We start from the raw sequence: 21,444 nt of genomic DNA, 5'->3' as shown, positions 1-21,444 counted from the left end.
CTGTAGAACTCACTTTGAGATTGGAATACTATTCCAGAAACGTAACGAAGGCCAAGTTCTTTTTGAGACGACGATGGAGGAAACGTTATGCGAGTGCTGGTGACAGGCGGAAGCGGTTTTCTGGCGGCGTGGGTGGCGGACCGGCGATATCGCCGAAGCGCGCGATGTCGCGGCCGCGCTCGATGGCTGCGACGCCGTCATCCATCTCGCCGGCGTGCTCACGCCGACGTGTTCGGCCGATCCGGTGCGCGGCGCGCGCATCAATCTGATCGGCACGCTCAATGTGTTCGATGCGGCCATCGCGTGCGGCATCGGCTCGGTGCTGTATGCGAGCAGCGCGGGCGTCTTCGGCCCCGACGATGGCGCTACGCCCTTTCCGATGACGCATTACGGCGCGTTCAAGCTCGCGTGCGAAGGCGCGGCGCGCGCGTACTGGCACGACCGGGGCATCGCGAGCATCGGCTTTCGGCCGCTGGTGATTTACGGCGCCGGACGCGAAACGGGGTCGAGCGCCGGTCCGAGCCTCGCCTGCCGTGCGGCCGCGCGCGGCGAGCGGTACACGATTCCCTTCACCGGCGCGACGGGCCTCGTCTATGCAGACGACGTCGCCGCCGCCTATGAACTCGCGCTCGCAAGCAAGTTCGACGGCGTCCACGCGTTCACACTCGCGGGCGACATCACGCCGATGGAAAGCGTCATCGCGCAACTGAAAGCGATCGCGCCCGACGCGCGTATCGACGCGGCGGGCGCGCCATTGCCGATCGCGACATCGTTTCCCGACGATCCGGCGCTCGCGCGACTGCTGCTGGATCTGCCGCACACGCCCCTCGCCGATGGATTGCAACAAACCGTGAATTTCTATCGGTAGGACGAACGGCGTCTTGGCACGGCCTGTTCCTTGGGGCACGATTCGCTTCTTCAAGAACAGGGTGTCAAGCATGCACGATCCGACTCGAAGCCCGGCGGCGGGCGCAAGATTCCTCAAAGGCATACTCCCGCTCAACCGGGCCGCCGCGTTGCGCGACGCGCTCGCCGGCATCTCGCTCGCGTCGATGGATATTCCGCAAGTGCTCGGCTATGCGCGCATCGCCGGCATGCCCGCGGTGACGGGCCTCTACACCGCGTTCCTGCCGCTCATCGCGTTCGCGCTGTTCGGTGCGTCACGGCATCTCGTGGTGGCGGCCGACTCCGCGACGGCGACGATCTTCGCGAGCAAGCTCTCGTCGATGGCGGCGATGAGCAGCCCCGAATACGTCGCGCTCGCGGGCATGGTCGCGCTGGAGACGGCCGCCCTCCTTTTGCTCGCGCGGCTCTTCAAGCTCGGCTTCCTGGCGGATTTTCTGTCGCGCACGGTGCTCGTCGGCTTTCTGGCGGGCGTGGGCATTCAGGTGTCGATCGCCATGCTCGGCGATCTCAGCGGCATGGCCGTGCCGTATCCGTCGTCGCGCAGCCTGGCGCAGCTTGCGTATGTGGTCAGCCACGCGATGCACGCGCACGGTCCGACGCTCGCGCTTGCGCTCGTCGTGGTCGTCGCGATTCTCGGCTGCAAGCGCGTGGCGCCGCGCCTGCCGGTCGCGCTCATCGCGGTGATCGGCAGCATCGCCGCGAGCAAGGCGTTCGACTTCGCCGCGCACGGCATCGCGGTGCTCGGCGAGGTCGACGGCGGTTTGCCGCCACTGCGCTTTCCCGCTGTCACCTGGCAGCAATGTCTCGAACTGATGCCCGTGGCGGCGTCGTGCTTCGTGATGATCATCGCGCAGAGCGCCGCGGCGGCACGCGTGTTCGCGCAGCAGTACCGCGAGGAGCTCGATACCAACAGCGACATTCTCGGTCTCGCGGCGGCGAACGCGGCGGCGGCGCTTTCCGGCACGTTCGTCGTCAACGGCAGCCCGACGCAGACCGCGATGGCCGAGCGCGCCGGCACGCGCAGCCAGTTCGGACAGATCGTGTTCGCGGCGGTCGTCGCGATCGTGCTGCTTTTCCTGAGCGGCTATCTGCGCTATCTGCCGCATTGCGTGCTGGCGGGCATCGTGTTCACGATCGCGATCGGCCTCGTGAACGTGCAGAGCCTGAAGGACATCCGCGCCGAAAGCCCGGGCGAGTTCGCGCTCGCCGTCATCACCGCAGGCGCGGTGGTGCTGGTGGGCGTCGAGCACGGCATTCTGCTCGCGGTCGCGCTGTCGCTGATGCGGCACGTGCGCCACAGCTATCATCCTCACACGATGGTTCTCACGCCCGTCGCGCCGGGCAAACCCTGGCAGTTCATGCCGACGAAGCCAGGCGCGATGACCGCGCCGAATCTGATCGTCTATCGCTTCGGCGCGGACTTGTTCTATGCGAACGATCACTTTTTCGCGACGGAAGTGACGCAACTCGTCGATGCGGCATCCGAGGATTTGCGACACGTGATCGTCGATGCGGGCGCGATCACCGATCTCGATTACTCGGCCGCCCGCACGATCGGCGAGCTGATCGAAACGCTGCGCGGGAGAGGCGTCGCGGTGCTGTTCGGGCGCGTGAACCGCTTCCTGCGCAACGACATGGACCGGCATGGATTGACGCCGGTGCTTGGCGCGTCGAACGTGTTCGAGACGCTGCACGAGGCGCTCGCCGCAGTCGGGGCCAACCCGGGCATGCCTGAGCCGGAGACGCTATAGACGGTTGTGGTGCGCGCTGCCGAGGGTGCAGCGCGCGAGCGTTTATCAGTCCGCTGAGGTGAAAACGATCGACGGTTAGTTGCCTTGAATGCCTCGCCTAAATTTGTTGAATGCTATTCCATTTTCAACTAGCATTCAGGCAGACGAAATTTTTCGATCACGAGGCAAGCGAGACAATGGCGCAGGACACAAATTTTTCCGCATCGCTCGATGCGGGCTTGAGCGGCGCGACGCGCGTCTATTTCATCGTCGGCGATCCGATCGCGCAGGTGCGCTCGCCTTCCGGCGTCACGGCAGCGTTGCGCGCGGCGGGCCGCGACGCGGTCGTGATTCCGGCGCACGTCGCGCCCGACGATCTCGACGCGTTCTTTGCAGGCGTCGCGCGGCTGCAAAACTGCGACGGCGTGATCATCACGGTGCCGCACAAATTCAGTGCGACGAAGTATTGCAAGTCGCTCACCGACGAGGGCGCGTTCCTCGGCGCGGTCAACATGCTCAAACGCAACGCGGACGGGACGTGGCATGGCGGCGCTTCCGACGGCATCGGCATGGTGGCGGCCTTGCGCGACGCCGGCTGCGAGCCCAGGGCCAAACGCGCGCTACTGATCGGCGCAGGCGGCGCGGGCTCGGCGATCGGTCATGCGCTCGTTGATGCAGGCGTCGCGTCGCTCGCGATCCGCGATTTCGATGCCGCGCGCACCGGCGCCCTCGCCTCGCGGCTTGCCGCGCTGGGCCGGGGCGCGGTGCGTGTCGCCGACGATGCGCCCGCGGAAAGCTACGACCTGATCGTGAACGCATCTCCGGCGGGGATGCGTCCCGGCGATTCGTTGCCGATCGACGTCTCCCGCCTGCCTCCGACGACCTTCGTCGGCGATGTCGTGACCAAGCCGCCGCTCACGCCCTTCGTCGAGGCGGCCCGCGCGCGCGGCTGCACGACCGTCACCGGCACGCAGATGTTCGGCCGCGTGTGCGATGCGATCGTCGCTTATCTGCTGAAGGACTAACGAAACGGCGCGAATCGTTACACAGCGAATCGGAGCAATCTGGTTCAATCGCCGCGCGTATTCGTTCAACATTTCGGCCGCGCATTCGCGTCCCTCGCGAAGCGCGCCGGCCTCCCGGTGTCGAAGCGTATCGCCCAACGAGCGCCGCCCCTTCAGGGCGGCGTTTTTTTCGCGACGTTTCCGGCCGGGCCGGCGTGAGCGTGCGATGCCGTTCGAGACTCGCGCGCTTGCATCGAGGGCCAATGAAACGCGTGCAGGCGCACGCAAGAGGCTGGAATGAAATCGGATCAAAGAGTATTTCGACGCGCGGTGCGAGCAGGCGTCGCGGTCATCGCATTCGCCGCGCTCGCCGCATGCGCGAGCGGACCGGGCGCATCGGCGCCGGTGCCGGCGGACAGCACGCTCGCGGCCGGCCGCATCGTCGGCAAGCAATATCTGACGACAGTTGCGACGAGCACGGCGTCGTCGTCCGGTCCCACGCTAGGCGTGGGCGGCGGTGGCATCGGCGGAAATGGATGGAGTGGCGCGGGCGCCGGCGCGGGTCTGAGCTTCGATCTGACGAGCCTGTTCCAGAAGAGCCCCGAGCAGACGGCGAAGGTCTACCGCTACAGCGTGCAGATGAAGGACGGCTCGAAGCGCGACATCGACAGCATGCTCGATCTGAACGACGGCGCGTGCGTGACGACGATCGATTCGAGCCAGCCCGGCTATCCGAGACTGGCCAGCGCCGACGCCTGCTGATCTCGCGTTGCGGCGCATCCGGCGAGCCGCCCGGACAGCGCCGCGGCGACACGCTCCACCACGGGCGCCCAGTCGCCCGGCGCGCGCTGCCGAACGAGCCGCACCGAGTCGTACCACGGCTGCGTCTCGCCCTCTCCCCAACACCAATGCGACGCGCGATCGATCATCGCGAGCACCGGCTTGCCTACCGCGCCGCCGAGGTGGAGCGGCGAGCTGTCGATGGTCACGAGCACGTCGAGCGCGCTGACGAGCGCGGCCGAATCATGAAAATGCTCGCGATACTCCGGCAATTCGGACAGGCGCGCGCCGGCTGAGCGCATCGCCGCGATATCGCCTTCGCGGCCCGGCGCGACCGGATAGAAAGCGACGCCCGGCACACGCCAGAGCGGCGCGAGCGCATCGACGGGAATGCTGCGCTGGGCGTCGCGGCGATGCGTCGGGCTGCCCGCCCACACGAGACCGACGCGCAGCGCATTGCTGCCGTCCGCCGCGAGGATGCGCCGCCACATGTCGATGCGTTCCGGCGCCGCGTGCAGATACGCGCGGCCATCGACTTGATGCGGCAACAGCCCGATCCATACCGGCATGCTCATCATGGGAACGGTGTAATCGACCTTGCCGAAGTCATGCGCTTCCACCGCGACACAATCCGGCACGAAGCGCCGGATGAGCGGATGCAATTGGGGAGCGCACCGCGAGGATGGCCTCACCGCCGCTTCGCCGCACGCCTTCCGCGAACTGCGGAAAGTACCGCACGAACTGGATATCGTCGCCGAGGCCGAGTTCGCTGTAGACCATCACACGCTTGCCGTCGAGCGGCTGCCCGCCCCAGCGCGGCGCGATTCGCTCCATTCGCGAGACGACGCGATTCTCGCCGAGTTGCGAACGATCGAGGCGGCGCTCGAAGCGCAGCCAGCCGTCGCGCCACGCGCCGCGCCGCAGTTCGAGATCCGCGAGATCGACGGCGAGTTCGTACTCGCCCGGCGATTGAGCGAGCGCCACGCGATACTGCGCTTCGGCTTCGCTGTAACGCGACTGTTCATTGAGATACATCGCGATCGCGCCGGTCACGAGGCCATTGCCCGGATGATGGCGTGCAGCCTCGCGCATGACCGATTCCGCGGACACGCTGTCGTGGCGCAGCCAGAGGCAATGACTCAGTTGCCAACGCAGTTCGTAATCGTGCGGGAAGCGTTGCAGCGCCTTCCGGCAAAAATGTTCGAGCGCAGGCCAGTCGCCCGAACTCCGAATGTCGAGCGCGATGGAAAGTGCGTGATGAGCATCGGACAAGGGTATGTCCGCGTGCGCGCATTGGGGCGACGCTGAAGAATCGAAAGACATGGATCGCAAGAAGAACGGATGTTTGAAACGTCCGCTGAGTTTATCCAATGTCGCAGTCCAAAACTACAGATAAACGGGAGACAAGTCTTAAATGCGTAGCCTCGATTCGTTTGCATTCCATTTCATTTCGTTACGTCGATGCTGAAACGCAGAAATTCGAATCGGCGATTGAGCGCAGCGCGAGCCTTTGCCATACTGAACGCGTATGCCCTGTCTCCTCACGCGTCCCCCTCTCGATTTGCAGAGCCCACAGGACGCGCACTCGCCGCCTTCTTCTGGGCGGCATTTTTTTGCGCGCGGCCTATTACCTCTGGCGTAATTGTCCGTCCCACTTTCTCCTGCGACGATGCGATCACACTGTTCATCGACAAGGAGACGGACATGCCCGCGAATCGACATCGAGTCCATGCAGCCATCACTCGGCCGGGATTCATCGCAACGAACGACGGCGTCGAACTGTTTTACCGCGACTGGCAGCCGGAACGCGCGGCACGCAACGGCAAGACGATCGTTTTCGTTCCGAGCTATTCGTTGCCGGGCGACATGTGGGCTTATCAGATGCTACCGCTCGCGCGCCAGGGCTTTCGCTGCATCGCGTACGACCGGCGCGGCCACGGACGTTCCAGCGATCCGGGCGGCGGCTACGACTACGACACGCTCGCGGACGATCTCGCCGGTGTCATCGAGGCGCTGGGTCTTTCCGATATCACGCTCGTCGGCTATTCGATGGGCGGCGCGGAGGCGGTGCGTTATCTGGCGCGGCACGGCAGCGCACGCGTCGCGCGCCTCGCGCTGATCGCCTCGACCTTGCCGATGCTCGGGAAGACGCCGGACAATCCCGATGGCATCGATCGCGCCTATGCCGATGCGTTCCAGCACGATCTGATGACCGACTATCCGCAATGGCTCGCCGACAATGCGCGGCCGTTCGCGGGACCGGACGCATCGCAGGCCATGATCGACTGGATTCGCGAGATGGCGCTGCGCACGTCGCATCACGCGCTGTTCGCCTGCAACGAAACGGTGAATCGCGGCGATTTCCGCGACGAGTTGCGCGATATCGATGTGCCGACGCTCATCGTGCAGGGCGACGCAGACGTGTCGAATCCGCTGGAACTGACGTCGCAACGCACGGCGCGGCTGTCCGAACGCGCGGCTCGTCGTCTACGAAGGCGCGCCGCACGGCATCTTTCTCAGCGATGCGGCACGGCTGACAGCGGACATCGCCGCTTTCGCATCGGCGTTTGTCGGATAAGCGCTGAGTCCTGACGCGTATGAGAACGCTCATATCAATAGACTCTGCAAGAATGCCGGCATCATCGCACTGCGAATCGGAGCTCACGATGATCTTCCATGCCTCCATTCCCGCCAACGATCCGAAGCACGTCGCCCAGGTGCTCGCCGAACTGTGGGGCGGTTTCGCCGCGCCCTTCTCGCCGTTTCCCGACGCGTGGATGGCCGTCGCCGGCGACGATCGCGGCAGCATCATCGAGGTGTATCCGAGCGATCAGGTGATCACGCCGGGCGGCGCCCACGAGGACAGCGTGAGCTACGGCGCGGGCACGTTCAAGCGCCCGCAGTACAGCGCATTCCATATGGCGATCGCGACGAAGCTGAGCGCCGGGGACGTCATCGCGATCGGCGAGCGTGAAGGATGGCGCGCGGTGCGCTGCACGCGCGGCAATAACTTCTTCCACGTGATCGAATTGTGGATCGAGAACTCGACGATGCTCGAATTCCTCACGCCCGAGATGCAGGCCGAATATCTCGCCTTCGCCACGCCGGAAAACTTCAAGGCGATCGCGGCAGCCTGAATTCACGCGCGACGCCGCAATCCAAAAAACAGCGCGGCGCCGCTTGCGAACAGCAGCAGGGAAAGCAGATGCACGGCGATATCCATGCTGCCCGTCGCGGTGCGGATCTGGCCGATCACCCACGGACTCACGATCCCGCTCGTGATGCCGATACTGCTGATGAACGCGATGCCCGCCGCCGCGCTCTTGCCCGGCAGATGGCTCGCGGGCACGGCCCAGAATATCGGCAGCGCGGCGAAGATCAGCGTCGTGGCGAGCGAGAGAATCGCGAGCATCACCGGAAAGCTCGGCACATGCAGGGTGAGCGCCGCGAACGCGATTCCGCCGCCGATCGTGCAGCACGCGAAGTGCTTGCGCCGCTCGCCTGCACGATCCGAATGACGCGCGATCAGAATCAGCCCCACCGCGCCGATTGCGTTCGGCACGACGGTGTAGAGGCTCACGGACATCACATCGGTGATGCCGAAATCGCGGATCATCAGCGGCATCCAGAAGCTCAGCGTCAGCGAGGCGCACGTCAGCGAAAAATAGATGAACGCGAAGAGATAGACGCGCGGGTTGCGCAACGCATCGAGGAAGCCGCGGCGATCGTGCGCATCGGCGCTGCCGGAGGGTTCGGAACATAGCGCCGCGAGCCGGTCCTGTTGCGCTTGCGTGAGCCAGCGCGCATCGCGCGGCGTATCCACGAGCATACGCAGCGCGATCAGGCCGAGCAGCACCGCCGGCGCGCCTTCGATCGCGAACATCCATTGCCAGCCGTGCAGCCCCATGACGCCCGCCATGTCGCGCATGATCCAGCCGGACACCAATCCGCCGAACACGCCCGCAACTGCGACACCCGCGAAGAATACCGACATCACGCCGGCGCGCCGCTTGGCCGGGAACCAGTACGTCAGATACAGCACGACGCCGGGAAAGAAACCCGCCTCGAACACGCCGAGCATGAAGCGCAGCAGATAAAAATGGCCGGGTGTCGAGACGAACATCATGCCGACGGACGCCACGCCCCACAGCAGCATGATGCGCGTGAACGTGCGGCGCGCGCCGAACTTCGCAAGCAGCAGATTGCTCGGCACTTCGAAGAGCACGTAGCCGACATAGAAGACAGCCGCGCCGAGACCGTACATCGCATCCGAGAAGCCGAGATCGTGCTTCATCTGCAACTGCGCGAAGCCGATATTGATGCGGTCCAGAAACGAGACCACGTAGCATAGAAAGAGAAACGGGATGATGCGCCATGCGACTTTGCGGAACAGCGCATCGTCCGACAGGGCGTGCGCTTCCCCGGCGGCGCTCGGGCTGAGCGCCGCCGTAACGATCGACTTCGACATGTCTCGCTCCAGATGGGCGTGTTTGGGCCGGCGTCTTGCGCGCGCCTGTTGAGCCTTTAGATGGGGATGCGGCGCGCTGTCGCTAAAACGCGCCGCCAGAGAAGAACGTCAGTCCTGCAGGGCGGCCCACATGTCCTTGTCGCGCTGAGCCGTCCAGATGCGCGGATGCTTGATGCCGCTCGCTTCGTCGTACGCGCGCGAGACATCGAACGGCAGGCAGTGCTCGTAGATGAAGACGTGGCCGAACTTCGGGTCCATCGACTTGCGCGTGAGCGCCATCGAGCCTTTCAGATCGAGCTTGTCGGCAACGGCTTCGCGGCCCGCTTGCAGCAGCGTCGTCACGAAATCCTTCGTGTAGTCGAGGCCCTTGTCCACTTCGGCCGGCGACAGCAGCGCGGGACCGCGCCCCGGCACGAGCTTCTCAGCGTTGAGCGCACGCAGCGCTTCGAGCGTCGCGGGCCATTCTTCGAGTTGCGCGTCGCCGCAATAGCACGCGGCGTCGTATTCGACCAGATCGCCCGAGAACAGCACTTTCTGCGACGGCAGCCAGACGACCGTGTCGCCCTTCGTGTGGCCCGCGCCGAGATGCGCGATCTTCACTTCGAGCTTGCCGAGAAACAGCGTGATTTCCTTCTCGAAGACGAGCGTGGGCCACGTGAGGCCCGGCACCGTCTCGACCCCCGCGAAGAGGCGTGGAAAGCGTTCGATCTCCGACTTCATGTCCTGCTCGCCACGCTCGACGATCATTTCATATGTGCCGCGGCTCGCGATGATCTGCTGCGCGCCTTCCTCGAAATACGCCGACGCGCCGAGCACGCGCACCGCGTGGTAGTGCGACAGCACGACGTATTTGATCGGCTTGTCAGTGACACTGCGGATTTTCGCGATGAGGTCCTGCGCCATCGCGGGCGTCGCGGTCGTATCGACGATCAGCACGCCGTCGTCGCCGATGATGACGCCCGAGTTCGGATCACCTTCCGCCGTGTAGGCGTAGGCGTTCTCGGAGAGTTGCGTGAAGGTGATCTTCTTTTCTTCCAGATCGGCCTGCGATGCAAAAGCCTTTGCCATGATTGTGTCTCGCTTCCATTCTCGTGGGGATGGGTGGATGATCGGCGCGTCGATGATTTTTGTCAACAGCAAGCATATTTGCTATTTGCAAATTACGGGTAAATACCGAACCACTGCATCGGATGACTCCGGCTCCGCTAACATCTGCCCTTCGTTCACTTTTCATCAGTCGCGGAGTGCGCTTGGCTCTTTCTGAAACCGGCGAGGAAAAAAAACAGCGCGGCATCCAGAGCGTCGAAGTCGGCGCGCGTCTGCTCGGAGCGCTCGCCGCGCGCCGCGAGCCGCTTGCGTTGAGCGCGCTCGCCGAAGCCGCCGAGCTGTCGAGCGCGCAGGCGCATACCTATCTCGTGAGCCTCACGCGCCTCGGGCTCGTCAAACGCGACGCGCTCACCGGCAACTACGAGCCCGGCCCGCTTTCGCTGCGGCTCGGTCTATTGAGTCTGGAACATCAGCCGGCGTACCGTGCGGCCGCACCGCGCGTTTCGGCGCTGGCGCTTGCGACGGGCATGAGCGTCGCGGTCAGCGTGGCCGGGCCGCAGGGACCGACGATCGTGCGCTACGAACGCGGCGGCTATCCGCTACACGTGAATCTGCACGTCGGCACGGTGATGTCGCTTTCGTCGACGTCGACGGGACGCGTATTCCGTGCCTTCGACGACGCAACCCGCGTCGCCGCGATGCTCGCGCATCAGCAGGAAAACGATGCACCCGGCATGGACGCGCGCATCGACGAAATTCGCACGCGCGGCATCGAGCGCAGCGTCGATGCGCCGAGCCCCGGCGTCAGCAGCATGAGCGTGCCGGTGTTCGACGGCGGCGAACGCATGCAGCTCGCGCTGACGGCGATCGGACCGACCGGCCTCGCCGACGTCGACTGGGACGGCGCGCTCGCCCGTGCGTTGAAAGACGCCGCGCGCGATATCACGGAACGGCTTTCATGACGATATTCGAAGACGACGCGAGGCCGCAGCGCGGCATCAACGCGCTCGACGCGACGGGCGATCTTTTGCGCGCGCTGGTCGCGGCGGGCGAGCCGCTCACCTTGCGCGATCTCGCCGCCGCGGCCGGCATGCCGCCGGCGAAGGCGTTCGCGCATCTGGTGAGTCTGGTGAAAGTCGGGTTGCTCGCACGCGACGACGCCGGGCTCTTTCATTCGGGCCCGTTGAGCCGCGAGCTGGGGCTCATCGCGTTGCAGCGCCTCTCGCCGATCCGCGACGCCGAAGCCGAGATCGTCGCACTCGCCGCGAGCACGTCGATGACGGTCGCCGCCGCCGTGCTCGGCCCGCTCGGCCCGACCGTGATCCGGCTGGAGGAATCGGCGCGGCCGCAGCACGTGAGCTTGCGTGTCGGCACGGTGATGTCGCTCGTCAATACGGCGATCGGGCGCGTGTATGCCGCACATCTTCCCGCTGACATGCTCGCGAGCCTGATGCAGCAGGACACCATTCGTCTCGCGGGAACGGACGGCGCGAAAGCGGACGCTGCGCGCTTCGATGACATCAGGAAACGCGGCCTCGACACCGCGCTCGGCGCGCCGGTGCCCGGCATCCACACGCTCGCCGCGCCGGTGTTCGATCACACGGGCAGCGTGTGCCTCGTGATCGCGTTGATCGGCTCGGCGGGCGGCTTCGACAGCGCCGAAAACGGCCCGCTCGCGCATGCGCTCGTGGCCGCGACGCGCCGTCTGTCCTGGCGCTTCGGCCTGATGGAAGAGAGCTAAACGCCCCTGACGGTTTCCGTGCCGGTCACGCGGATCGCGGGGAAGCGGTCAGTCGGCTTCGCGATTTCGTCCTGCGACGCGACGATCTCCAGCTCGTAGCGCCCCGCCTCATACGTCGCCTTGACGACCGCGTTGACCGCCGCGAGCGTGTGTTCGAGCGCGTTGCGCAACGAATCGCCGTGCAGCGTGCGCGCGACGAACACCGCGCTCGTCAGATCGCCTACGCCCACCGGCTGCCGCGCGAACGGATACAGCGGCCGCTGCGCGAACCACGCTTCGGTCGGGGTGACGGCGAGCATGTTGAAGGTGTCGGCGCGGCTGTTGCGATCGAGCAGGTGTTTCACCAGTACGGTGCGCGGACCGCGCGCGATGATTTCGCGGCATGCATCGACGGCTTCTTCCACGGTTTCGATCGTGCGCCCGACGAGCTTCTCCAGCTCGACGTGGTTGGGCATCATCGCGTCGGCGATGCCGGGCATCGTCGTGACGAGAAAATCCTCGATGCCCCCGGCGACGGTGCAGCCGCCCGTCTGGCCCATGACCGGATCGCAGAAATAGAGCGCGCGCGGATTCACCGCCTTTACCATCTTCACGATCTCGACAACCGCGCGGCCTTGCTCCGGCGCACCCATATAGCCCGACAGCACCGCGTTGCAGCGCGCGAGCACGCCGATCGCGCCGATGCCCTCGATCACGTTCTGAAGCTCGTCGGCGTCGAACGCGCTGCCGGTCCAGCGTCCGTATTGCGTGTGATTGGAGAACTGCACGGTGTTGAGCGGCCAGACGTTGACGCCGAGACGCCGCATCGGAAAGACCGCCGCGCTGTTGCCCGCATGGCCGAACACCACATGCGATTGAATGCTCAGGACGTTGTTCATGTTCTGCTTTCCCGATTGATCGTGTCCGGTCAGGTGAAACGTTTGGCGTACCGCGTGTCGTGCAGCGCAGCGCGACAGCGGCTTTAGGAAGAACGCCCGTACGCGCCGTTTTGCGGGCGAGTACGGGCAATCGCATGCAACGTATTGTGCCGTGCCTCGACGCACTGCGGCATGGGGTGCCCATTAAAAATTGCGCGGATGCGTTTTGTCGAGCGGCGCGCTCGATCAGAAGCCCGAACGGTCGGGCGGCCGCAACACCATTACCGTGCCGGGCATCGCGCAGAGCACGTTCGTGCGCGTTCGGCACACGCTTTGCTCCAGCGGCACGACATTGGCGGGCATACAGCATCCAGCGAAAAAATCGCGTAACTCCAGCACACGAATCCGAACGCGCGCCGGATAATGCTGCAACGGCGAACACGCGCGGCCGGCATCGGTAGCGCAGCGACGACATCGAAAAGCATACGAGGACGAACACACGGCAAGACATCAATAGTCGCAGGTCAAATCAGGAGGCTGACATGGAGACGCTGTCTAAGAATCGCACCGATTTGCAGAAGTCGACCCTCGCAATCGTTCTCGCCGGCGGGCGCGGCACGCGTCTCGGGCCGCTCACCGACAAGCGGGTGAAGCCCGCCGTGCACTTCGGCGGCAAGTACCGCATCATCGACTTCGCGCTGTCCAACTGCCTCAATTCCGGCATCCGCCGCATCGCCGTCGTCACGCAATACAAGGCGCATTCGCTCATCCGCCATCTGCAGCGCGGCTGGGGTTTCCTGCGCGGCGAGTTCAACGAGTTCATCGATATCTGGCCGGCGCAGCAGCGCGTCGATTCGAGCTGGTATCGCGGCACCGCCGACGCCGTGTATCAGAACCTCGATATCGTCCGCTCGATCGGGCCGGAGTTCGTCATCGTGCTGGCGGGCGATCACATCTACAAGATGGACTACACGCGCATGGTGCTCGATCACGTCGAGAGCGGCGCGGACTGCACGGTCGGCTGCATCGAGGTGCCGCGCATGGAGGCGGTCGCGTTCGGCGTGATGCACGTCGATGAAAACCGCCGCGTCACCGATTTCCTCGAAAAGCCCGCCGATCCGCCCGCGATGCCCGGCAAGCCCGACGTCGCGCTCGCGAGCATGGGCATCTACGTGTTCAGCGCGAAGTATCTCTACGACATGCTGCAGGAGAACATCGAGACCTCGAACACGGATCATGACTTCGGCAAGGACATCATTCCGCGCATCGTGACGACGGGCAAGGCGATCGCGCATCCGTTCGGCATGTCGTGCGTGACTTCCAGCAGCGATCCGGACGCGCCCGCGTACTGGCGCGACGTCGGCACCGTCGACGCCTACTGGGAGGCCAATCTCGATCTCGCCTCGACGATTCCCGAACTCGATCTGTACGACCGCAAATGGCCGATATGGACGAACCAGGAGCAACTGCCGCCTGGCAAGTTCGTGCGCGACCTGAACGGCCAGCAAGGCGCGATCACGAATCTGCTCGTCTGCGGCGGCTGCGTGATCTCGGGCTCGCAGGTGTCGAAGTCGGTGTTTTCGTCGGCGGTGCGGGTGCACTCGTTCTGTAACATCAATGAGGCAGTCTTGTTGCCTCAGGTGACGGTCGGGCCGAGTTGCCGCTTGCAGAAGGTGGTGATCGATCGCGGTTGCACGGTGCCCGAAGGCCTCGTGGTCGGCGAGGACCCGGACGACGACGCCGCGCGCTTCTTTCGCACGGACTCCGGCGTCACGCTCATCACACGCGATGCTTTGGCGCGGCTCTCGCAGCGCTAGACGCACGCGCCGACACGAACTGAATCGACAGGAGCGCCGATGACCGTTTGCGTGCTGCATGCCGCAGCAGAAATGTTTCCGCTGTTGAAAACCGGCGGCCTCGCCGATGTGGTCGGCGCGCTGCCGCCCGCGCAGTCGCAACTGGGCACGGATGCGCGCGTCGTGCTGCCGGGCTTTCCGGCGGTGCTCGCGGGGCTTGCGGATCTCGAACCCGTCGCCGATCTGGGCGGCGCGTTCGGCGCGGGCAACGTGCGGCTCGAGCGCGGCGTGCTGAAGCCCCACGGCGTGACCGTCTACGTGGTGCGCGCGGACCCGTTCTACGATCGGCCGGGCAATCCGTATATGGATGCGGCGAATCACCCGTATGCCGATAACGACCGCCGCTTCGCGCTGCTCGGCTGGACGGCGGCGCGCATCGCGACGGGCGCCGATCCGGCGTGGAAACCGCATATCGTGCATGCGCACGACTGGCACGCGGGACTCGCGCCCGCGTATCTGCGCGCGTTCGAACGCAGCGGCGCGCCGCACGTGGCGAGCGTGATGACGGTGCACAACCTCGCGTATCAGGGCACGTTTCCGGCGTCCGAATTCGGCGCGCTGCAACTTCCGGGCGACTTCTACGCGATGGAAGGGCTGGAGTTCTACGGTCACGTCTCCTTCCTGAAGGCGGGCCTCTATTACGCCGACCGTATCACGACCGTCAGCCCGACCTACGCGCGCGAAATCCAGACGCAGGCGCACGGCGCGGGCTTGCACGGCCTTTTGCAGACGCGCACGCATGACATCACGGGCATTCTGAACGGCGTCGATTATTCGATCTGGAGCCCGTCGGTCGATGAATCCATCGCGTCGAAATACACGGCGGCAAAACCCGGATCGGGCAAGTCGAAGTGCAAGGCGGCGCTCCAGGAACGCATGGGCCTCGCCAAAGACGACGACGCCCTGCTCTTCGGCGTCGTGAGCCGGCTGACCGAGCAGAAGGGTCTCGATCTGCTGCTCTCGGCCGTGCCCGATATCGTGCAGCGCGGCGGCCAGCTCGTCGTGCTCGGCACCGGCGACCCTGCGCTCGAAACCGGCATGAAGAACGCCGCGGCGGCGCATCCGGGCGCGGTCGCGGTCGAGCTCGGCTTCGACGAGACGCTGTCGCATTCGATCATCGCCGGCAGCGATATCGTGATGGTGCCGTCGCGCTTCGAGCCGTGCGGGCTCACGCAGCTCTACGCGCTGGCTTATGGCTCGCTGCCGCTCGTGCATCGCGTGGGCGGGCTCGCGGATACCGTCGCCGATTCCTCGCTCGAAAATCTCGCCGACGATCTCGCGACCGGCTTCGTCTTCGATACCTTCGACCGCGCGGGCATCGTCGGTGCGATCCGGCGCGCGTTCGCGCTCAAGGCGCGGCGCACGGACTGGAAAGCGGTCGTCAAGCGCGCGATGGGCCAGAACTTCGGCTGGGAAGCGGCGGCGCTCGCGTACGCCGAGGTGTATCAGGGTTTGCTCGGCCCGTGACATCCGGCGGGCGCGCATTTTGCGATCCACACGGAAACCTCTGACGGAAACGCACATGCACCAACCCCTCGCAGGCCAGATCGCGCTCGTGACGGGCGCGAGTTCGGGCATCGGCTCGGGCGTCGCGATTGCGCTCGCCGATGCGGGCGCGCACGTCGCCATCAACTATCACGCGCACGCGGAGCCCGCCGAGAAGCTCGCCGCTGCAATCAGCGCAAAAGGCGGCGAAGCGTTTGCCATCGGCGCGGACGTGGCTGACGAAGCGCAGGTCGATTCGATGTTCGACGCGGTCGTAAAACGCTGGGGCACGGTGGATATCGTCGTCGCGAATTCCGGCTTGCAGAAGGACGCGAAGTTCACCGCGATCACGCTCGCCGACTGGAAGACGGTCATCGAAACGAATCTCACCGGGCAATTCCTCACGGCGCAGCGCGCGGTGCGCGAGTTCGAGCTGCGCGGCATGCGCGACGTGTCGAAGGCGCTCGGCAAGATCATCTGCATGAGCTCGGTGCACGAAGTCATTCCGTGGGCGGGACATGCGAACTACGCGGCGTCCAAGGGCGGCATCCAGATGATGATGAAAACGCTGGCGCAGGAAGTCGCGCCGCAGCGCATCCGCGTGAACGGCATCGCGCCCGGCGCGATCCGCACACCGATCAACAAGGACGCATGGGACACGCAGGAGAAGCTCGACAAGCTGCTGACGCTGATTCCGTATGGTCGCGTCGGCGAGGTCGAGGATATCGGCCGCGCGGCCGTGTGGCTCGCGTCCGACGAAAGCGATTACGTCGTCGGCACGACGCTTTTCGTCGATGGCGGCATGACGCTTTATCCGGGATTCGCGGACAACGGCTGAAGCACGCGTCGACGTTCGAACGACGGGAAACGGAATGAACGAGATCGAAGTGGACGTCGCCGTGATCGGCGCGGGCACGGCCGGCATGGCCGCGTTTCGCGCGGCGCGGCTCGCGGGCGTGAACGCGGTGCTCATCGAGAGCGGCGAGCTCGGCACGACCTGCGCGCGCGTCGGCTGCATGCCGTCCAAGCTGCTGCTCGCGGCGGCCAACGGCCTGCACGATGCGCACGCGCTCGCGCCGCGCGGCATCGAAGGCACGCATGCGCTCGAAGCCGACTATGCGCATGTGCTCGACTATGTGCGTCGCGAGCGGGATTACTTCGTCAAGGGCGTGCTCGAAGAGATCGACGCGCTGCCGGACGGACTGCTCCTGCGCGGCCAGGCGCGCTTCGAATCGGCGACGCGGCTGACGGTCGGCGAGGCTACGCGCGTGCAAGCGAAGGGTATCGTGATCGCGACGGGCGCGGCGCCCACGGTGCCCGACGAGCTGAAGGTGTTCGGCGACAAGCTCGTCACGAGCGACGATCTCTTCGAGCTGCGCACGCTGCCCAAGCGCATCGCCGTATTCGGCACGGGACCGATCGCGCTGGAGCTCGGGCAGGCCCTCGCGCGTCTGGGCGTCGAGATTTTCATGTTCGGCAAAGGTGGCGGCGTCGCGGCGCTCACCGACAAGCCCGTACGCGATGCGCTCGCCGCCGCGCTCGCCGACGAATTCTATTTCGATCCCGAAGCGAAGTTCGACGAGATGTCCCTGCGTGACGACAAGCCGTTCCTTCGCTTCAAATCAGCCGATGGCGAAGCGCACGCGGAAACCTTCGATCTCGTGCTCGCCGCTACCGGCCGCGCGCCGAATCTCGAGCCGCTCGCGCTGCAAAACGCGGGCATCGAACTGAATGGGAAAGGCGTGCCGCTCTTCGATGAAACGACGATGCAATGCGGACAGAGCACCATCTTCGTCGCGGGCGATTGCGACGGCACGCGCCCGTGGCTTCACGACGCCGCCGACGAAGGCAAGCTTGCCGGCGACAACGCCGCACGCTTCCCCGACGTGCAATCGGTCAAACGCAAAGTGCCGTTTTCGATCGTGTTCAGCGAGCCGCAGGTGGCGATCGTCGGCGCGTCATACGACAATCTCGACAAGCAGATGACGGTGACCGGAGAAGCCTCGTTCGAAAATCAGGGGCGCAGTCGCGTGATGCGGCAGAATCGCGGCCTCCTGCACGTCTATGCCGACGCGAAAACCGGCAAGCTGCGCGGCGCGCAAGGCTGCGGCCCGGCGATGGAGCACTTAGGCCATCTGCTCGCATGGGCGTTGCAACTGGAACTGACGCTGGATGACGCGCTCAAGCTGCCCTTTTATCATCCGGTTGTGGAGGAAGGGCTGCGCGGCGCGCTAAAGGATGCGGACAGGAAATGCTATGAGGAACGATCCGAAACGCCGCCAGCACTGGCAAGTGCAGCCGGTTGCTGAATCGATTCGAGTTGCACTGCATCAAAAAGAAACGCCGGTTGAGAACAACCGGCGTTTTCCTCTTCGGAAAAGTAATTCGTTTTGGCTTAACTTCCGCTCAGGCCATATTGCAGTGCAAGGTCGAAACCGAGCACGACCATCGAGCAGAAAAGCCCCAGCAGCAGATTCGCCACTCTGTGCCCAACGTCCTTGTGCTTCGTCAGAACAGCGCCTGCGAGGAACGCGATTTCCACGATGACTTGCATGCAGAACACGGCGATCATCAACGCGAACTCATAACCCATCGAGTTGAAGTTCATGAAGTTGAAGCCGTTCACCGCCACCCAGGAACCCACGCGCCAGACTTCGTATGCCAATAGCAGCAACGGAAAGAAATAGCTGGCTACATAAGTCGGCACCGTGGCGTGCCGCAATTCCATATTTAAGTGTCGTGTTACTTGCATCGCGTACTCCTCATCTGATTGCCCGAAAATGACGGACGTTCTACCAGCACCGTGGCGCAACCGGAGCGTTCGACTCGAACGGTAGACGGGCGTCGTGCTTTCAGAATAGGACAATTTTGTGGAAAGCGAATCATCGTTATCCCGATGACCACGCCCAGTATGCGTTTGCGCGACGCGTTGTGCAGTGCAACTTAATAAAGCCGTTATTTATTGACCCCAATTCGGCACGCACGTGCGTGCCGGGTCATTTACTCGTCAGATTACTTATTGCTCGTTTTGTTGCTTCGCATATAGCTTGATAATGCCTGAAAAATCGAGTCCGCCGAGCCCCTGCTGGCTCATCGACTGATACAACTGTTGTGCCAGCGCGCCCATGAAAACCGGCTGCTTTGCGCCACGCGCCGCATCGACGGCGAGGCCCAGATCCTTCAGCATGAGGTCCGCGCCGAATCCGCCCGAATAACCGCGCGAAGCCGGCGCCGTTTCGATGATGCCCGGATAGGGATTACACGTATCGGAACTCCAGCAACGTCCCGTCGATGTGTTCAAAATGCCTGCAAGTTTCGTCGGATCGATGCCGAGCGTTTCGCCGAGTTTCATCGCTTCCGCGACGCCGATCATGGAAATCCCGAGCAGCAGGTTGTTGCAGATCTTCGCGATCTGACCCGTGCCGGTCTCGCCGCAGCGCACCATGTTTTTCCCCATTCCGGACAGCACGGGACGCAGCGTTTCGAAAAGCGCTTCGTCCGCGCCGACCATGAAGGTCAGCGTGCCCGCCTGCGCGCCGACGACGCCGCCCGACACGGGCGCATCGGCGAACGGATTGCCCTGGCGGCCCGCCGCCTCGCCGATGAGCTTTGCGGTGGCTGGATCGATCGTGCTGCTGTCGACGAGCGGCACGCCTTTGGTGACACCCGCGAGCACGCCGTCATCGTTCAGATAAACCGCTTTGACGTGTTGCGCGGCGGGCAGCATCGTGATGACGACTTCCGCGCCCTCGGCCGCCGCGCGCGGCGATGCGGCGAGGGTCGCGCCTGCCGCTTTCGCCGCATCGAGCGCCGCCGGCACGAGATCGAACGCCGTCACGGCGTGGCCCGCTTTCAACAGATTGGCGGCCATCGGACCGCCCATGTGACCCAAGCCAACGAAGCCGATTTGCATGAGAAATCTCCCTCAGCGAAGCGAGATGGTCGTGTTCACGCCGTCGTTCACGGTGGCGTCGTCGAACCAGCGGGCGGTGACGGTTTTCGTCTGCGTATAAAACTGCACGACCTGCTTGCCATACGGCCCGAGATCGCCGAGCTTCGAGCCGCGCGAGCCCGTGAAGCTGAAGGCCGGCACCGGTACCGGAATCGGAATGTTGATGCCCACCTGACCGATGTCGATCTCGCTCTGGAACTTGCGCGCCGCCGCGCCGCTCTGCGTGAAAAGTCCGACGCCATTGCCCATCGGATTGCGGTTGACGAGCGCGATGGCGTCATCGAGCGACTCCGCTTCGAGCACGCACAGCACCGGGCCGAAGATCTCGGTCTTGTAGATCGACATGTCGGGGTTCACGTTCGTGAAGACCGTCGGGCCGATGAAGTTGCCGCTTTCGTAGCCCTTCACGTCGATACCGCGGCCATCGAGCGCGAGTGTCGCGCCCTCTTCGACGCCTTTGCCGATCAAACCGAGAATCCGCTCCTTTGCGGCTTTCGACACGACCGGACCGACGTCCGTGTTCGGCTCCATGCCCGCGTTGACCTTGAGCGCCTTCGCCCGCTCGACCAGCTCCGGCACCCAGTCCTTCGATGCCCCGACGAACACCGCCACCGACGTCGCCATGCAGCGCTGCCCCGCCGCGCCGAAGCCCGCGCCCGCGAGCGCGTTGAGCGTCTGCTCCTTGTTCGCGTCGGGCAGGACGACGGCGTGATTCTTCGCGCCCATCATCGACTGCACGCGCTTGCCGTGCTGACTCGCGAGGTTGTAGACGTGCGTGCCGACAGCCGTCGAGCCGACGAAGGAAATCGCCTTGATGTCGGGATGCGTGCAGATCGCGTCGACCACTTCCTTGCCGCCATGCACGACGTTGAGCACGCCCGCCGGAATGCCCGCTTCGAGCGCGAGTTCGACGAGTTCCATCGTCGAGAGCGGGTCCTGTTCCGACGGCTTCAGCACGAAGGTGTTGCCGCAGACGATCGCCATCGGGAACATCCAGAGCGGGATCATCGCCGGGAAATTGAACGGCGTGATGCCCGCGCAGACGCCGATCGGCTGACGTAGCGTATAGGTATCGACGCCGCCCGCGACGTTTTCAGAGAATTCGCCTTGCTGCAGCGTGCTGATCGAACACGCATGCTCGACGACTTCGAGCCCGCGGAAGATGTCGCCCTCGGCATCGGCGAGCGTCTTGCCTTGCTCGGCCGTGAGCGTCTGTGCGATGCGCTTCTGGTTCTGGCGCACGAGATCCTGAAACTTGAGCATCAGGCGCATGCGCACGCCGAGCGGCGTGGTGCGCCACGTCTGAAACGCCTTGTGCGCCGCCGCGACCGCGGCATCGACTTCATCCTTCGTCGCGAAGGGCACGCGGCCGACCACTTCCTGCGTCGCTGGATTGACGATGTCGCGCCATTCGGCCGTCTTCGAATCCACGAACTGGCCGTCGATGAGCAGCTTGGCCGTACGGACGGACGCACTCTGCGCCGGATGTTCAGCAGCGATATTCACGAGTCACTCCTTGATAGGAAGGTTGCGGACATACGGAGAGGGGAAAGCGAAGACGCGCCGATGCGACGCAAGGGGAAAAGCATGTCGTCTCCGTCTTTTGAGAAATCGGCCC

Annotated in this window: 19 protein-coding genes and 1 pseudogene; 12 read left to right on the top strand and 8 right to left on the bottom strand. The window is 64.6% G+C overall.

The features are described from left to right. Positions 1 to 87 precede the first annotated feature (87 nt). From AWB75_RS08055 to AWB75_RS08040, 4 genes and pseudogenes are all read left to right on the top strand, one after another. Positions 88 to 868 (top strand): annotated as a pseudogene (locus tag AWB75_RS08055) (NAD-dependent epimerase/dehydratase family protein). 70 nt (positions 869 to 938) lie between these two features. Further along, positions 939 to 2,657 (top strand): SulP family inorganic anion transporter, encoded by a 1,719-nt coding sequence (locus tag AWB75_RS08050; protein ID WP_061123539.1) that lies wholly within the window; start codon positions 939 to 941, stop codon positions 2,655 to 2,657. A 176-nt stretch (positions 2,658 to 2,833) separates the two neighbouring features. After that, on the top strand, positions 2,834 to 3,661 hold the full coding sequence (locus tag AWB75_RS08045; protein WP_061123538.1) for a shikimate dehydrogenase family protein: 828 nt from the start codon (positions 2,834 to 2,836) through the stop codon (positions 3,659 to 3,661). Positions 3,662 to 3,937: 276 nt separating this feature from the next. Continuing rightward, positions 3,938 to 4,402, top strand: a complete 465-nt coding sequence (locus AWB75_RS08040) for a hypothetical protein (RefSeq protein WP_061123537.1) — start codon at positions 3,938 to 3,940, stop codon at positions 4,400 to 4,402. On the opposite strand, the gene AWB75_RS38405 is transcribed toward AWB75_RS08040, so the two are convergent. After that, positions 4,369 to 5,082 carry a hypothetical protein gene (locus tag AWB75_RS38405; protein ID WP_235012020.1) on the bottom strand — a complete coding sequence of 238 codons (714 nt, stop codon included), beginning with the start codon at positions 5,080 to 5,082 and terminating at the stop codon, positions 4,369 to 4,371. The genes AWB75_RS08040 and AWB75_RS38405 overlap by 34 nt on opposite strands. Further along, on the bottom strand, positions 5,027 to 5,692 hold the full coding sequence (locus AWB75_RS38400; RefSeq protein ID WP_235012019.1) for a tetratricopeptide repeat protein: 666 nt from the start codon (positions 5,690 to 5,692) through the stop codon (positions 5,027 to 5,029). The genes AWB75_RS38405 and AWB75_RS38400 overlap by 56 nt, the downstream gene beginning before the upstream one ends. A gap of 432 nt (positions 5,693 to 6,124) precedes the next feature. Between AWB75_RS38400 and AWB75_RS08030 the strand changes: the two genes are divergently transcribed. Both AWB75_RS08030 and AWB75_RS08025 read left to right on the top strand, forming a co-directional pair. Further along, entirely contained in the window at positions 6,125 to 7,012 is an 888-nt protein-coding gene (locus tag AWB75_RS08030; protein WP_235012018.1) for an alpha/beta fold hydrolase, read from the top strand. 74 nt (positions 7,013 to 7,086) lie between these two features. Continuing rightward, a complete protein-coding gene (locus tag AWB75_RS08025; RefSeq protein ID WP_061123604.1) occupies positions 7,087 to 7,557 on the top strand; it encodes a hypothetical protein in 471 nt (156 codons plus the stop codon). 2 nt (positions 7,558 to 7,559) lie between these two features. Here the strand turns inward: AWB75_RS08025 and AWB75_RS08020 are convergent, their stop codons facing one another. Then, positions 7,560 to 8,888, bottom strand: coding sequence for an MFS transporter (locus AWB75_RS08020; RefSeq protein ID WP_061123536.1), 1,329 nt, complete (start codon positions 8,886 to 8,888; stop codon positions 7,560 to 7,562). Positions 8,889 to 8,996: 108 nt separating this feature from the next. Next, the gene (locus tag AWB75_RS08015; RefSeq protein ID WP_061123535.1) at positions 8,997 to 9,956 is read right to left on the bottom strand and encodes an MBL fold metallo-hydrolase; all 960 of its coding nucleotides are present in this window, start codon (positions 9,954 to 9,956) and stop codon (positions 8,997 to 8,999) included. Between the two features lie 182 nt (positions 9,957 to 10,138). Here AWB75_RS08015 and AWB75_RS39255 point away from each other — a divergent pair, with 182 nt between their 5' ends. Continuing rightward, complete coding sequence (locus tag AWB75_RS39255; protein ID WP_061123534.1) at positions 10,139 to 10,897, top strand: IclR family transcriptional regulator; 759 nt, start codon at positions 10,139 to 10,141, stop codon at positions 10,895 to 10,897. Beyond that, positions 10,894 to 11,676 (top strand): IclR family transcriptional regulator, encoded by a 783-nt coding sequence (locus AWB75_RS39250; protein WP_061123533.1) that lies wholly within the window; start codon positions 10,894 to 10,896, stop codon positions 11,674 to 11,676. The genes AWB75_RS39255 and AWB75_RS39250 overlap by 4 nt, the downstream gene beginning before the upstream one ends. On the opposite strand, the gene pdxY is transcribed toward AWB75_RS39250, so the two are convergent. After that, positions 11,673 to 12,554, bottom strand: a complete 882-nt coding sequence (gene pdxY, locus AWB75_RS08000) for a pyridoxal kinase PdxY (protein ID WP_061123532.1) — start codon at positions 12,552 to 12,554, stop codon at positions 11,673 to 11,675. The genes AWB75_RS39250 and pdxY overlap by 4 nt on opposite strands. A gap of 521 nt (positions 12,555 to 13,075) precedes the next feature. On the opposite strand from pdxY, the gene glgC reads away from it, so the two are divergent. Genes glgC through AWB75_RS07980 form a run of 4 tightly spaced genes read left to right on the top strand, consistent with a single transcriptional unit; the run spans position 13,076 to position 18,183 of the window. Then, entirely contained in the window at positions 13,076 to 14,350 is a 1,275-nt protein-coding gene (glgC, locus tag AWB75_RS07995) for a glucose-1-phosphate adenylyltransferase (RefSeq protein ID WP_061123531.1), read from the top strand. 39 nt (positions 14,351 to 14,389) lie between these two features. Beyond that, a complete protein-coding gene (glgA, locus tag AWB75_RS07990; protein WP_061123530.1) occupies positions 14,390 to 15,856 on the top strand; it encodes a glycogen synthase GlgA in 1,467 nt (488 codons plus the stop codon). A gap of 55 nt (positions 15,857 to 15,911) precedes the next feature. Next, complete coding sequence (locus AWB75_RS07985) at positions 15,912 to 16,712, top strand: SDR family oxidoreductase (RefSeq protein ID WP_061123529.1); 801 nt, start codon at positions 15,912 to 15,914, stop codon at positions 16,710 to 16,712. Positions 16,713 to 16,746: 34 nt separating this feature from the next. Further along, complete coding sequence (locus tag AWB75_RS07980; RefSeq protein ID WP_061123528.1) at positions 16,747 to 18,183, top strand: dihydrolipoyl dehydrogenase; 1,437 nt, start codon at positions 16,747 to 16,749, stop codon at positions 18,181 to 18,183. A gap of 86 nt (positions 18,184 to 18,269) precedes the next feature. On the opposite strand, the gene AWB75_RS07975 is transcribed toward AWB75_RS07980, so the two are convergent. From AWB75_RS07975 to AWB75_RS07965, 3 genes are all read right to left on the bottom strand, one after another. Then, a complete protein-coding gene (locus AWB75_RS07975; protein WP_235012017.1) occupies positions 18,270 to 18,602 on the bottom strand; it encodes a hypothetical protein in 333 nt (110 codons plus the stop codon). Between the two features lie 288 nt (positions 18,603 to 18,890). Then, positions 18,891 to 19,787 carry a 3-hydroxyisobutyrate dehydrogenase gene (mmsB, locus tag AWB75_RS07970; RefSeq protein ID WP_061123526.1) on the bottom strand — a complete coding sequence of 299 codons (897 nt, stop codon included), beginning with the start codon at positions 19,785 to 19,787 and terminating at the stop codon, positions 18,891 to 18,893. A gap of 12 nt (positions 19,788 to 19,799) precedes the next feature. Further along, the gene (locus AWB75_RS07965; protein ID WP_061123525.1) at positions 19,800 to 21,332 is read right to left on the bottom strand and encodes a CoA-acylating methylmalonate-semialdehyde dehydrogenase; all 1,533 of its coding nucleotides are present in this window, start codon (positions 21,330 to 21,332) and stop codon (positions 19,800 to 19,802) included. Positions 21,333 to 21,444 lie beyond the last annotated feature (112 nt).

This window comes from Caballeronia catudaia (assembly GCF_001544755.2).
GTDB classification, from domain to species: Bacteria; Pseudomonadota; Gammaproteobacteria; order Burkholderiales; family Burkholderiaceae; genus Caballeronia; species Caballeronia catudaia.
The sequence above is the reverse complement of the archived record's forward strand: the minus strand, read 5'-3'. Positions and strand labels throughout refer to the sequence as shown.

Bases quoted from the DNA above. Each gene is read 5' to 3' on its own strand.
- AWB75_RS08045 (WP_061123538.1), top strand. From the start codon at position 2,834: ATGGCGCAGGACACAAATTTTTCCGCATCGCTCGATGCGGGCTTGAGC.
- AWB75_RS07980 (WP_061123528.1), top strand. From the start codon at position 16,747: ATGAACGAGATCGAAGTGGACGTCGCCGTGATCGGCGCGGGCACGGCC.
- AWB75_RS07975 (WP_235012017.1), bottom strand. From the start codon at position 18,602: ATGGAATTGCGGCACGCCACGGTGCCGACTTATGTAGCCAGCTATTTC.
- AWB75_RS08040 (WP_061123537.1), top strand. From the start codon at position 3,938: ATGAAATCGGATCAAAGAGTATTTCGACGCGCGGTGCGAGCAGGCGTC.
- AWB75_RS07985 (WP_061123529.1), top strand. From the start codon at position 15,912: ATGCACCAACCCCTCGCAGGCCAGATCGCGCTCGTGACGGGCGCGAGT.
- AWB75_RS39250 (WP_061123533.1), top strand. From the start codon at position 10,894: ATGACGATATTCGAAGACGACGCGAGGCCGCAGCGCGGCATCAACGCG.
- AWB75_RS08050 (WP_061123539.1), top strand. From the start codon at position 939: ATGCACGATCCGACTCGAAGCCCGGCGGCGGGCGCAAGATTCCTCAAA.
- glgA (WP_061123530.1), top strand. From the start codon at position 14,390: ATGACCGTTTGCGTGCTGCATGCCGCAGCAGAAATGTTTCCGCTGTTG.
- pdxY (WP_061123532.1), bottom strand. From the start codon at position 12,554: ATGAACAACGTCCTGAGCATTCAATCGCATGTGGTGTTCGGCCATGCG.
- glgC (WP_061123531.1), top strand. From the start codon at position 13,076: ATGGAGACGCTGTCTAAGAATCGCACCGATTTGCAGAAGTCGACCCTC.
- AWB75_RS08015 (WP_061123535.1), bottom strand. From the start codon at position 9,956: ATGGCAAAGGCTTTTGCATCGCAGGCCGATCTGGAAGAAAAGAAGATC.
- mmsB (WP_061123526.1), bottom strand. From the start codon at position 19,787: ATGCAAATCGGCTTCGTTGGCTTGGGTCACATGGGCGGTCCGATGGCC.
- AWB75_RS08025 (WP_061123604.1), top strand. From the start codon at position 7,087: ATGATCTTCCATGCCTCCATTCCCGCCAACGATCCGAAGCACGTCGCC.
- AWB75_RS08020 (WP_061123536.1), bottom strand. From the start codon at position 8,888: ATGTCGAAGTCGATCGTTACGGCGGCGCTCAGCCCGAGCGCCGCCGGG.
- AWB75_RS08030 (WP_235012018.1), top strand. From the start codon at position 6,125: ATGCCCGCGAATCGACATCGAGTCCATGCAGCCATCACTCGGCCGGGA.